The sequence below is a fragment of the Stenotrophomonas geniculata ATCC 19374 = JCM 13324 genome, from assembly GCF_001431625.1.
In the GTDB taxonomy this organism is placed as follows: domain Bacteria; phylum Pseudomonadota; class Gammaproteobacteria; order Xanthomonadales; family Xanthomonadaceae; genus Stenotrophomonas; species Stenotrophomonas geniculata.
The window spans coordinates 1-11,004 of the sequence record NZ_LLXT01000010.1 but is presented as its reverse complement, the minus strand read 5'-3'; the positions used below and the strand labels follow the sequence as shown (position 1 = coordinate 11,004).

Annotated in this window: 12 protein-coding genes and 2 tRNA genes; 5 read left to right on the top strand and 9 right to left on the bottom strand. The window is 67.6% G+C overall.

Annotated elements, in window-relative coordinates; all coding sequences use genetic code 11:
• Window positions 1–110 precede the first annotated feature (110 nt).
• The 5 genes from ampE to ARC63_RS00725 form a co-directional block, all read right to left on the bottom strand.
• Window positions 111–998 (bottom strand): regulatory signaling modulator protein AmpE, encoded by an 888-nt coding sequence (ampE, locus tag ARC63_RS00745; RefSeq protein ID WP_049411816.1) that lies wholly within the window; start codon window positions 996–998, stop codon window positions 111–113.
• 146 nt (window positions 999–1,144) lie between these two features.
• Window positions 1,145–2,050 carry an NAD(+) diphosphatase gene (gene nudC, locus ARC63_RS00740; protein ID WP_019336614.1) on the bottom strand — a complete coding sequence of 302 codons (906 nt, stop codon included), beginning with the start codon at window positions 2,048–2,050 and terminating at the stop codon, window positions 1,145–1,147.
• Window positions 2,051–2,210: 160 nt separating this feature from the next.
• Window positions 2,211–2,603 (bottom strand): iron-sulfur cluster insertion protein ErpA, encoded by a 393-nt coding sequence (gene erpA, locus ARC63_RS00735; RefSeq protein ID WP_005419789.1) that lies wholly within the window; start codon window positions 2,601–2,603, stop codon window positions 2,211–2,213.
• 31 nt (window positions 2,604–2,634) lie between these two features.
• The gene (locus ARC63_RS00730; protein ID WP_010482635.1) at window positions 2,635–3,099 is read right to left on the bottom strand and encodes a bactofilin family protein; all 465 of its coding nucleotides are present in this window, start codon (window positions 3,097–3,099) and stop codon (window positions 2,635–2,637) included.
• Window positions 3,100–3,103: 4 nt separating this feature from the next.
• Window positions 3,104–3,847, bottom strand: a complete 744-nt coding sequence (locus ARC63_RS00725; RefSeq protein WP_019336613.1) for a DUF6776 family protein — start codon at window positions 3,845–3,847, stop codon at window positions 3,104–3,106.
• Between the two features lie 179 nt (window positions 3,848–4,026).
• Here ARC63_RS00725 and ARC63_RS00720 point away from each other — a divergent pair, with 179 nt between their 5' ends.
• Genes ARC63_RS00720 through ARC63_RS00710 form a run of 3 tightly spaced genes read left to right on the top strand, consistent with a single transcriptional unit; the run spans window position 4,027 to window position 8,808 of the window.
• Window positions 4,027–4,644, top strand: coding sequence for a DUF4126 domain-containing protein (locus tag ARC63_RS00720; protein ID WP_057502276.1), 618 nt, complete (start codon window positions 4,027–4,029; stop codon window positions 4,642–4,644).
• 44 nt (window positions 4,645–4,688) lie between these two features.
• Window positions 4,689–6,575: an EAL domain-containing protein gene (locus tag ARC63_RS00715; protein WP_057502275.1), complete on the top strand. Its 1,887-nt coding sequence runs from the start codon at window positions 4,689–4,691 to the stop codon at window positions 6,573–6,575.
• Window position 6,576: 1 nt separating this feature from the next.
• Complete coding sequence (locus tag ARC63_RS00710; RefSeq protein ID WP_057502274.1) at window positions 6,577–8,808, top strand: ATP-binding protein; 2,232 nt, start codon at window positions 6,577–6,579, stop codon at window positions 8,806–8,808.
• 1 nt (window position 8,809) lies between these two features.
• On the opposite strand, the gene bfr is transcribed toward ARC63_RS00710, so the two are convergent.
• The 4 genes from bfr to ARC63_RS00690 form a co-directional block, all read right to left on the bottom strand.
• Window positions 8,810–9,280 (bottom strand): bacterioferritin, encoded by a 471-nt coding sequence (gene bfr / locus ARC63_RS00705; RefSeq protein WP_005419804.1) that lies wholly within the window; start codon window positions 9,278–9,280, stop codon window positions 8,810–8,812.
• Between the two features lie 142 nt (window positions 9,281–9,422).
• Window positions 9,423–9,632, bottom strand: coding sequence for a (2Fe-2S)-binding protein (locus tag ARC63_RS00700; protein WP_005411309.1), 210 nt, complete (start codon window positions 9,630–9,632; stop codon window positions 9,423–9,425).
• 100 nt (window positions 9,633–9,732) lie between these two features.
• The gene (locus ARC63_RS00695) at window positions 9,733–10,035 is read right to left on the bottom strand and encodes a hypothetical protein (protein WP_231298555.1); all 303 of its coding nucleotides are present in this window, start codon (window positions 10,033–10,035) and stop codon (window positions 9,733–9,735) included.
• Window positions 10,035–10,658 carry an RNA pyrophosphohydrolase gene (locus ARC63_RS00690; RefSeq protein WP_010482644.1) on the bottom strand — a complete coding sequence of 208 codons (624 nt, stop codon included), beginning with the start codon at window positions 10,656–10,658 and terminating at the stop codon, window positions 10,035–10,037. Before ARC63_RS00690 ends, ARC63_RS00695 begins: the two co-directional genes overlap by 1 nt.
• A 121-nt stretch (window positions 10,659–10,779) precedes the next feature.
• On the opposite strand from ARC63_RS00690, the gene ARC63_RS00685 reads away from it, so the two are divergent.
• Together ARC63_RS00685 and ARC63_RS00680 are read left to right on the top strand one after the other, a co-directional pair.
• Window positions 10,780–10,856, top strand: a tRNA-Met gene (locus tag ARC63_RS00685).
• Window positions 10,857–10,911: 55 nt separating this feature from the next.
• A tRNA-Gln gene (locus ARC63_RS00680) sits at window positions 10,912–10,986 on the top strand.
• The last annotated feature ends 18 nt before the right edge of the window (window positions 10,987–11,004 follow it).

The window sequence follows — 11,004 nt, the reverse complement described above, 5'->3', positions numbered from 1 at the left end:
GTCCTGCAGCCCCACACCGCCCCGCCCAACCCTCAGCAACCCAGAGCCGCTTTGGCTTTGGCTTTGGCGTTGGCCTCTGCAGGTGCAGGGCTGCAAGCCCTGCAAAGCAACTACGTCACCCAGCCTGCAATCACCAGCAGGGCGAGGATCGCCAGCCACAGCAGCAGCATCCGCCACACCAGGCTCATCGCATCACGCAGGTCCGGCAACCGCTGCCACACCGGCAACAGCCCCGCCTCGGTGTAATCGTGCGCGTCCTCGCGCAGTTCGGCGTTGACGCTGGCCCGCGCCACCGCGCCCAGGAACCCGATGTTGCCGGCCAAGCGCTCGCCATGGGCCTGGCGCCAGGCCTTCCACGCCGTATCGAAGTTGCCCACCAGCGCCATCGAGAACGCCATCAACTGCGCCACCGGCCATTCGATCCAGCCCAGCAGGCGCTGCGCCAGCGCCAGCGGCTCCACCGGCACGCGGGCACGCATCGGGCTTTCCGCCATCAATGCCAGCAGGCGATAGCCCAGCGCACCGGCCGGGCCCAGCAGCAGGAACCAGAACAGCACCGCGAACCAGCGCCGCAGTGCATTGAGCACGGTCGCCTCGACCAGCGAGGGCACGTCCTCGCGCAGGCTGCCCCCGGCCGACTGCAGGTTGCGCACGGCCGCCTGTCGTGTCGCCGCATCATCCGCGTCGATGATCGCTTCGATATCCCGATCCAGGTCGCGTGGCCCCCAGCACCAGGCCAGCACGCCCACGCCCAGCAACAGCGACGGCAGACCGAACAGCACCCCGCGCAGCAACCACGCCAGCAGCACCATCAGCAGCAGCGGCGGCAGCAATGCCAGGGCCACGCCTGCCGGACCCTGCCAGGCCTTGCCGCCGCGCGCGTCCAGCCAGCCCAGCCAGCGCCGGAAGCCGTCGAAACGGCGCAGCGAGGCGGCAGCGGCCGGGGCAACATGGCCCAGGGCCAGTGCCACCAGCACGGCGGCCAGAGTGGTGAACATGGCAGGTCTCCCTACGAAACAGAACGCTCGGCGCCGCTACCTTACCTGTCGCAGCGGCGCCCTCAGCGGTGAACCGGACTGTAACCCGGGCCGTGTTCAGGTGGCGGCAATACAGCTGCCACGACCGGACCGGCAGAGGATCGGGTTCAGCCCTTCTGCTGGCGGTACCAGTGTTCGATCAGGCCGCGCGAAATCGAGATCGGCGGCGACAGGCGGATGCCCTGGCCATCGTCCTCCACATCGCGTGCCAGTGCCGCGCCCACCTCGTCGGCACTGAACCAGCGCGCGTCTTCCAGCTCGCCATCCACCGTCGGCAGGTCATCCTGCGCCTGTGCACGGAAGCCGATCATCAGCGCGCCCGGGAACGGCCACGGCTGCGAGCCGAGGTACTGGCACGCGGTCACCCGCACCTTGCTCTCCTCATGCACTTCACGCACCACGGTCTGCTCGAAGGTCTCGCCGGGTTCGACGAAGCCGGCCAGCACCGAGTAACGCCGCGGTGCCCAGTTGGACTGCCGGCCCAGCAGCAGCCGGCCCTGGTTTTCCACGGCGACGATCACGGCGGGGTCGACGCGCGGGTAGTGCTCGGTGGAACACTGCGCGCAACGACCGACGAAGCCGCCGCGGGCAAACGCCACGGCGCCGCCGCACACACCGCAGAAGCGGGTGCGCGAGTGCCAGTAGGACATGCCGCGGGCATAGCTGAAGGCGGTCGCATCGGCCATCGACCACAGCAGAGCGGCCTGGCGCAGGTCGAGGCGACGTGGTGCGGTGACGGTGACGCTGGCGGCTTCAACCGAGAACCACGCTTGTTCCCCGCGCAGGCCGAGGAAGATCGCGGAGCCGGGACCACCCCCGATGTCGGCGCCGGTCAGCGCCAGCGGCTGGTCGTCATCGCCGGTGAAGGCGCTGCCGTCCTGATCGAGCACGAGAATGCGCGCGCCCGGCCACAGGCGCGCCAGTGCATCGGCATCGTCGCGCAGGGCATCGGCGCGCTCCAGCGGTTCGCCAACGAAGGCAAAACCGGAAAGCGGCGAAGAAGTATTGGGCATCCGGCAAGCGTGCCGCCAATCGACGCGGGTGGCAAGGTCGGCGCTGTGCGCAATCTGCTGTTGTGGGCTGGAGGGCACAGAGCATCCACGCATGGCGTGGATCTACGGATCCGCTCTGGCAGGTGCCAACCTTGGTTGGCACATCCTGGCCACAGGGCTCTTACATGCTGAAGCTGCTGCCGCAGCCGCAGGTGGTCTTTGCGTTCGGGTTGCGGATCACGAACTGCGCACCGGTCAGGCTCTCGGTGTAATCCACCTCGGCGCCCATCAGGTACTGCAGGCTCAGCGGGTCGACCAGCAGGGTCACCCCGCTGGTCTGTACCGCCAGGTCGTCCTCGGCACGGTTCTCGTCGAACTCGAACCCGTACTGGAAGCCCGAACAGCCACCGCCTTCGATGTACACGCGCAGGGCCAGGTCGGGGTTGCCCTCTTCCTGGATCAGGGATTTGACCTTGGCGGCCGCCGACTCGGTGAAGTTCAGCGGGCGCTCCAGCGACTGGTAATCGGGCGCGGCAACCGGGGTGGCGCCGGGCAGGGAGACTAGCGTGCTCATGCCGTCAGCATGGGGGTGCCGACGATGGCTTTCAAGCCATCGCCTCGGCCAGCTTGCGGCGTGCGGCGGTGTCACCCTTGCCACCATTGGCCTCTTCGCCTTCCGGAGCCGGCAGGGCGGCCATCGGGGCGCTGGCATGGATCAGGCGACCGTTCAGCTGGGCGCCCGCATTCATCTCCACCACCTGGTAATGGACGTTGCCATTGACCCGTGCGCTCGGGGTCAGTTCGACCTTCTCGGTGGCATGCACGTCGCCGTCCAGGCGGCCACTGATGACCACCACCTGGGCACGGATCTCGCCCTCGATCACGCCATGCTCGGCGACCGTCAGGGTCGCGCCACTGGCGCCTTCGGCGGCGATCACCTTGCCATGGATGCGGCCTTCCACATACAGGCCCCCACTGAATTCCACATCACCGCGGATCACCACCTGGTTGCCGATCAGGGCATCCACCACCAGCTGGCCTTCACGGTTGGATTTGCTGCTTCCGAACATCTGCCTACTCCCCTTTGGCGGCCGGCGCACCGGCCTGTTTCCAGTCGAATACCTGGGTGGTACCCCCCGTACCACTCCCCAATGTCACCCGCACGCGTTGCGGGGTGAAGTCAGCCGGCAGCATCACGCTGCCGGTGAGCTGCTGGAAGTACCGGAACGAGTAATCCTGTCCCGGCACCTTGCTGCGCTGGTGCAGATCATCCCAGCTGATCGTGGCCAGCTTGCCGTTCTTGACGCCTTCCACGGTGAAGCGCATCTGCCCCTGGCTGATGGCGCCACGGTTGAGGTTCTGGGTCAGCACCGCGGTGTACTGCCAGGTGCCGGCCGCTTCCGGGCTGAACTCGATCGAATGGGTGTTCAGGCCCTTGCGCTGGCTGGTGGAGCCCACCAGGCGCTCATAGAAGGCGACGTCGGCACGCAGGCCTGCGATTTCCTCATCGCGCTCGGCCAGCGAGGACTGCACCTCGGTGTTGGCGGCGCGGCTGATGCGGTCGGAGGCTTCCAGCGTGGCCTGCTTCTGGCGCAATTCGGTCAGCTGCGCCTGCAACGTCTCGGCACGCTTCTCGGCAGCCTGCAGGCGCTGGCCCTGGGCGTCGCGCGGCGTGGCCATCCAGCAGCCACCCAGCACGGCCAGCACCAGGCTGAGCAGCCAGATGCCGCCGATCACCAGCAGGCGGCGACGGTCGGCCGGCGGTTGTGGCGCGCCGGGCAGGCGGACCTGCACGCGCATGGGAGGACGGTTGGTCATGGGTGGATTCCGGGGCATCGCGAGGGCGACACCGGTACGGCCCCTGTGGCAAACGACGCGCTAGTGTATGACAGGACGGGTGGGTTTCCTGCGCAGTGGCGAGCCACGGTCTGTGGCGTTCAGGCATGCCATCGTCGATAGTGTGGTCCCCTGCACAGTTCCGTCGCCGGAGCATCGCCATGACCGAAGCCCACCTGTTCGTGATCGGCATCCTGCTGGCCTGGCTGGCCGGCATCCGCGTCTACCTCACCGTGTTCGGTGTCGGCCTGGCCGGCCTGCTCGGCTGGGTCGACCTGCCGCCGGCCCTGCAGGCCACTGAATCGTGGTGGGTGCTGGGCACCTCGGCGGCGCTGGCGGTGACCGAATTCTTCGCCGACAAGATTCCCGGCGTCGACTCGGCGTGGGATCTGGTGCACACCCTGGCACGCGTGCCTGCAGGTGCTTTCCTCGCCGCCGCCACGCTGTCGCCGGATGGGCAGCTGGGCACCGGTGCGCTTGCCGCCGGCGCCGGTGTGGCGCTGGCCAGTCATGGCCTGAAGGCCGGCACCCGCGCTCTGCTCAATACCTCGCCCGAGCCTGCCAGCAACTGGGTGGCCTCCGCCGCCGAGGACACCGTGGTGGTCGGTGGCCTGGCCCTGGCCCTGGCACACCCGTGGATCGCGCTGATCGTGGTGCTGGCCTGCAGCCTGGCCGGTGCGCTGCTGGTGTGGCTGGTCTGGCGCGCACTGTGGAAGGGCGTGCGCTGGCTGGCACGCGGTGCGTCGCCCGACAGTCCACGCCAGCCCGGTACCGGTTGATCGCCGGGCTTGTCGCATAATGGACGCGAACACCAGGAGCACCGATGGCCGCAAACGAATCCCCCGCGGGCGCCCGCCCGGGACGCGCTGAATCCCCTCCGGCCGATCATTGGCAACGCTGGACGGCTGAATCGGCGAGCGCCGTCGCCGCAGCGCCGGCAGCAGTTCCGCCGCTGGCAGCCTCCGACGCACCCGCATCGATCGGCAGCGCACCACCGCCGCTGCCGGGTCCGGGCATGCTGGCCGAGGCTGGCAACAACGACCAGGCACCGCCGACCTCCGATTCGCCCTACCGCGTGCTGATCGTCGAGGACGACCGCGCGCAGGCCCTGTTCGCACAGAGCGTGCTGCATGGTGCCGGCATGCAGGCCATCGTGCACAGCGATGCCGACGGTGCGCTACAGGCGATCAAGGAGCATCGCCCCGACCTGATCCTGATGGACCTGCACCTGCCCGGCCTGGACGGCATGCGCCTGACCGCGCTGATCCGCCAGCAGCCTGGCCTGCAGTTGCTGCCGATCGTGTTCCTGAGCGGCGATCCGGACCCGGAGCGCCAGTTCGAAGTGCTCGACAGCGGCGCCGACGATTACCTGAGCAAGCCGATCCGGCCGCGCCACCTGATCGCCGCCGTGGCCAACCGCATCCGTCGCGCACGTGCGCAGGCAGCAACCCTGCCCGGTGCAACCGGCGCACCGGCCACCAGCAATCCGGAAACCGGCCTGCCGACGCGTCACCACGTGCTGCAGCAGCTCAATGCCGCCCTCGCCCATCGCGACCGGGGTGGCGTGTTCTTCGTTGAAGTGGCCAGCGCGCTGGGCCTGCGCGAACGCTATGGCTACGCCGCCTTCGAGCGCCTGATGGTGCAGGCCGGGCAGCGCCTGGCCGAGGCCGGCCATCCGCACCTGCTGGCACGCCTGAACGACAACAGCTTCCTGCTGCTGGCCCGCAATACCGATGAAGACAGCCTGGAAAGCATCGCCGCGACCCTGCGTGAGCAGCTCTCGGCGCGCGCCTTCGTGATCCGCGACGATGAATCGGTGCACCTGCGCGGCGTGGTGGGTTACGCGCCGCTGTCGCCGGGCTTCGACGATGCCAACGCTGCACTGGAAGCGGTCGAGCGCACCACCCTGCAGGCACGCCTGCTCAGCGCCGGCGTGGCGGGCCACGTGCACCGCCAGGCCGTCACCGAACAGGAACACCTGGCACTGCTGGAAGGCCAGCTGGAGCTGGCCTATCAGCCGATCGTCGCCGTCGCCGGTGGCAACACCGCGCAGTACCAGCTGCTGCTGCGCCTGCGCCAGGCCGATGGCACGGTGCTGGCGGCCGGCCAGGTGATTCCCGCCGCCGAGGCGGCAGGCCGCATCGCCGACCTCGACCAGCAGGTGATGGACCATGCGCTGGGCCTGCTGGACCTGTACCGGCACGCAACGCAGCCGCTGAACCTGTTCGTCTCGCAGTCGCTGCGCACGCTGCAGCGCGATGCCTTTGGCGACTGGCTGCTGGAATCACTGCAGCAGCGTGACCTGCCCGGCAGTGCGCTGGTGATCGACGTGCGCCTGCCCGACGCGCTGATCCACACCGTGCCGCTGCAGCAGTTCTGCCAGCGCATGGCCGGCGCCGGCGTGCGCTTCTGCCTGAGCCAGTTCGAGCCCAGCGGCGAAGCCGATGCACTGCTGAGCCAGCTGCCGCTGTCGTTCGTGCGCATGGCCGCGCGCTTCTCCAGCAGCCATTCCAACCCAGCCACGCGCGAGGAACTGCGCAAGGCGATCGAACAGGCGCATGCGGCCGGGCTGCAGATCATCGGCCAGCAGATCGAAGACCCGCAGGCCGCGGCCGCGATGTGGGTCGGCGGCGTCGATTACATCCAGGGCAACATGGTGCAGTCGGCCGGCAGCGACCTGAACTTCGACTTCCACAACGCGGTGCTCTGACGTGCCGCTGTGGGGCGTGCTGCTGGTTGCCCTTGCCGCGGCCGCCATGGCGCTGCTGTTGGGCCTGCGCCTGCGCACGCGCAGCCGGGCACTGGCCCGGCTGCAGCGCGAGCACAGCGCGCTGGCCGCCGACCGCGACCAGCTGCGCCATACCACCGAACGCCAGGGCCAGCTGGAACAGCAGCTGCTGCAGGCCAAGCAGGCCGCCGAAGCGGCCGTGCTGGCCAAGGGCGAGTTCCTGGCCACGATGAGCCACGAGATCCGCACCCCGCTCAACGGCATCCTGCCGATGCTGGAGCTGATCGCGCGCGGGCCGCTGGGCGAGGACCAGCGGCAGATGCTGGCCACCGCTTCGGCCAGTTCACAGCAGCTGCTGCGCATCGTCGACGACATCCTCGACTACTCCCGGCTGGAAGCACAGGCGCTGGAACTGGAGATTACCAGCTTCAACCTGCGCGACCTGCTCGATGGCGTGGTGCAGCTGATGCAACGCGCCGCCGACGCCAAGGGCCTGGCCCTGGGCCTGCAACTGGATCCTTCGGTGCGCCTGCCGGTGCGCGGCGACCCGGTGCGCCTGCGCCAGGTGCTGAGCAACCTGCTGGCCAACGCAATCAAGTTCACCGCCCGCGGCCAGGTGCAGCTGCGCGTGCTGCGGCTGGGCGAAGGTGCCGCGCAGCACCAGCTGCGCTTCGAGATCATCGATACCGGCATCGGCATCGACGACACGCTGCAGGCACGCCTGTTCCAGTCCTTCAGCCAAGCCGACGCATCCACCACCCGCATCTACGGCGGCACCGGCCTGGGCCTGGCCATCTGCAAGCGCATCATCGACCTGATGCACGGGCAGATCGGCGTGCAGTCCACGCCTGGCCAGGGCGCTACGTTCTGGTTCGAGATCCCGCTGCTGAAGGTTCCTGGCGACCTGCCGGCGATGGCGCGCGCGCCAGCACCGCTGCTGCTGTTCAGTGCCGATGCAACGCTGCAGGCACGCATCGAGCGCATCGCGGCCCATCATGGCCTGCTGGTGCACGCCATGGCGCAGCTCGATGCCGTGGTCGAGCGCCTGCGCGCGGTGCCGAGGCCGGGGCAACCGGCGCCGGCCTGGCTGCTGGTCGATGCACGTGCGCGCCGCATCGGTGAAGCGACGCTGCAACAGGCGTTGGCCGAACGTGGCGAGGACGATGCCCTGCAGGTGCTGTGGCTGCAGGACGATACCCTTCCGGCACGCCCGCGCCAGCGGCAGTTACCCTCGCATTTCGACGACGCTGCGCTGCATGCACTGCTGGCTGCACCGGTCGCGCATGCGCGCCCTGCCGCGCTGCTGGCCAACGCCGAACAGGGTCAGCCCACGCCCACGCTGCCGCCGTTGCACCTGCGCGTGCTGCTGGTGGAAGACAACACGGTCAACCGGATGGTGGCCGAGCATCTGTTGCGCGTACTCCAGTGCGAGGTGCGCAATGCCGCCGATGGCGAGCAGGCGCTGGCCACCCTTCGCGAAGGCGGCGTGGACGTGGTGCTGATGGATTGCCAGATGCCGGTGCTGGACGGCTACACCGCCACGCGCCACTGGCGTGCGGAAGAAGCGGAAACCGGGCGCACGCGGTTGCCGATCATCGCGATGACGGCCAACGCCATGGCCGGTGATCGCGAGCGCTGCCTGCAGGCCGGCATGGACGACTACCTGTCCAAGCCGATCGCACGTGCCACGCTGCATGCGCTGTTGCAGCGCTGGGGTGGCGGGAAAGCTGCATCACCTGGACAGCCTTCGGTAGAGCCGAGCCATGCTCGGCTGACGGCCAATTGCAGTCGCACGCCATCAGCCGAGCATGGCTCGGCGCTACAGAATCCGGAAAAGCAGGTGGCGCCAGCACCGCAACCGGTACTGGACCGCGACGTGCTGGACGAACTGCACGCGGTAATCGGCGATACCGCCCTCCAGATCGTCTCGGTGTTCCTGGAGGATGCGCCGGCGATGGTGCAGCAGCTGCAGCAGGCCGCGCAGAACGGCGACGAGCCCCGCCTGCAGGCGGTCGCGCACAGCCTGAAATCATCAAGCGCGAACGTGGGGGCCTTGTGGCTGTCGGCGGTGGCGCAGCGGATCGAACATGAGGCCCGCAGCGGCAGCCTGCAGCGCCCCGCCGTAGCGGTAGCGCTGCTGGTTGCCGAATTCGCCCGTGCGCGCGTGGCACTGACGGGCTACCTGGCACAGCATCGCGCCGGCCAGGCCGGCTGAGTCACTCTTCCAGCTTGCTCAGCAGGTACTTCGGCTCGCCGATGCGCTCGATCAGGTCGAGCTGGGTTTCCAGCCAGTCGATGTGCTCTTCTTCCGAGTCGAGGATCTTCACGAACAGCTGGCGGCTGACGTAGTCACCCACCGAATCGGAATAGGCCACGGCCTCGCGCAGGGTGACCACGCCATCGCGTTCCAGCGACAGGTCGCACTGCAGGATCTCGGTCGGGTTCTCGCCGATGCGCAGCTTGCCCAGCGCCTGGAAGTTCGGCAAGCCTTCAAGGAACAGGATGCGGTCGGCGAGCATGTCGGCATGCTTCATCTCGTCGATCGATTCCTTGTACTCATGTTCGGCCAGTTCCTTGATGCCCCAGTTCTTCAGCATCTTGGCGTGCAGGAAGTACTGGTTGATCGCGGTCAGCTCGTTGTAGAGGACCTTGTTGAGGAATTCGATGACCTTGGTGTCGCCCTTCATGGGGATGCTCCTGCACGCTGAAAACGCAGGCACTTTAACGCCTTGCGTGCGGTCGTGAAGGAACGCGAATCGTGCGCATTGGCCTATGCGGCCACGCGTGAAGAATGCGGAAGCGCGGCGTCAACGCGCCGCGAAAGAGACGTCAGGCGACCTGGGCCAGACCGAGGACCGGCAGCGGCAGATCGTGGGTGGCACGTGCCTTGGCCAGCAGGTCGCCGGCCATGTCCAGGCAGGAACCGCAGGTCGCGCCACAACCGGTACGCATGGTCAGCTCGGCCACCGTGCTGACGCCATGGCTGGCGGCTTCGCGGATCTGGTGGTCGGTGACTCCGTTGCAGATGCAGACGTACACAGGCGTGAACCGGGCTGACAGGCCAAGAGTGGCCTGTTGGCTATTCCAATGGAAACGAGAATGGTTGTCAATCAGAGGCCTGAACCATTCTCGATACGGTTCAGAGTGCGATCGAATACAACAGGGCCAGCACCGGCGTACTGAAGAACATGGCCAGCCAATGCAGGCCACCGCCTGCCGCCCTCAGGCGCAGCAGGTAGTCCGCCAGATACAGGGCACCGGCACAGTTCACCAGGATGAGGACCATGCCCAGCCCAAGCGGGATCGTTGCGCTGCCGCCAAGCACCACCACGCCCAACGCCATCCAGGGCAGGCTGGCCAGCCGGACAACCAGGCCCTGCTGGAGATACCCGGCGGGGACGCGTTGTGACGGATCGACCCGCGGCCTGCGCGGCCTCCCCATCAAACCGCCCCCGGCTCACCCTTGGCCTTGCGCGGCCAGTAGCCACCGCGCTTGGGAGTGCGCTTGCGGGGCCTGTCGTGGCCGGCAGCGTGACCCGGCATCCAGGCCTCCGCAGCGCTCTTGGGCATGGCGGTGACGCCCTGCCCGGCCACCCCGCGCGCCAACGGCGCCAGATGTCGCAGAGCGCGCGCATAGACGCCACGCTTGAACATCACCACGTGCTCCACCGGGTACCAGAAGTCCACCCAGCGCCAGTGGTCGAACTCGGGCGAATCGGTATGGTCCAGCTGCACATGCGATTCGTCGCCGGTCAGGCGCAGCAGGAACCAGACCTGCTTCTGGCCGATGCAGACCTGCCGCTCATTGCGGCGGATGGCCCGCGCCGGCAGCTTGTAGCGCAGCCAGCCGGGCGTCGCCCCGAGCACTTCCACGTGCTCAGGCAGCAGGCCGGTCTCTTCCTGCAGTTCACGATACATGGCCTCGACAGGCGTCTCGTCGGTGTTCATGCCACCCTGCGGGAACTGCCAGCCGTCCCGGCGCACACGTCGTGCCCAGAACACCTGGCCGTCCTGCCGCATCAGCACAATGCCGACGTTCGGTCGATAGCCGTCCGGATCGATCACGATGCGGACTCCTAAGAAAATCTACTGGTCGGGACTATCCCATGCCCTCTGTCGACCCACAAGCACGGCACAAAAGTGTTGACAGGGTCGATACACATCCGCAGAATAGCGGGCTCACCAAGGCTATGTAGCTCAGCCGGTTAGAGCACAGCACTCATAATGCTGGGGTCGGTGGTTCGAGTCCACCCATAGCCACCACACTGAAAATCAAGTTGTTTTTCAGTGTGAAAAGTGAGAAAATAGTTGCACGTTTTGCCCCGTCGCCAAGCGGTAAGGCACCTGACTCTGACTCAGGCATTCGGTGGTTCGAATCCATCCGGGGCAGCCAAATTAAAAGCAAAAGGCC

Coding starts and splice junctions, on each gene's coding strand:
- nudC (WP_019336614.1), bottom strand. CDS start 2,050: ATGCCCAATACTTCTTCGCCGCTTTCCGGTTTTGCCTTCGTTGGCGAA.
- ARC63_RS00725 (WP_019336613.1), bottom strand. CDS start 3,847: ATGACCAACCGTCCTCCCATGCGCGTGCAGGTCCGCCTGCCCGGCGCG.
- ampE (WP_049411816.1), bottom strand. CDS start 998: ATGTTCACCACTCTGGCCGCCGTGCTGGTGGCACTGGCCCTGGGCCAT.
- erpA (WP_005419789.1), bottom strand. CDS start 2,603: ATGAGCACGCTAGTCTCCCTGCCCGGCGCCACCCCGGTTGCCGCGCCC.
- ARC63_RS00715 (WP_057502275.1), top strand. CDS start 4,689: ATGGCCGCAAACGAATCCCCCGCGGGCGCCCGCCCGGGACGCGCTGAA.
- ARC63_RS00720 (WP_057502276.1), top strand. CDS start 4,027: ATGACCGAAGCCCACCTGTTCGTGATCGGCATCCTGCTGGCCTGGCTG.
- ARC63_RS00730 (WP_010482635.1), bottom strand. CDS start 3,099: ATGTTCGGAAGCAGCAAATCCAACCGTGAAGGCCAGCTGGTGGTGGAT.
- bfr (WP_005419804.1), bottom strand. CDS start 9,280: ATGAAGGGCGACACCAAGGTCATCGAATTCCTCAACAAGGTCCTCTAC.
- ARC63_RS00695 (WP_231298555.1), bottom strand. CDS start 10,035: ATGGGGAGGCCGCGCAGGCCGCGGGTCGATCCGTCACAACGCGTCCCC.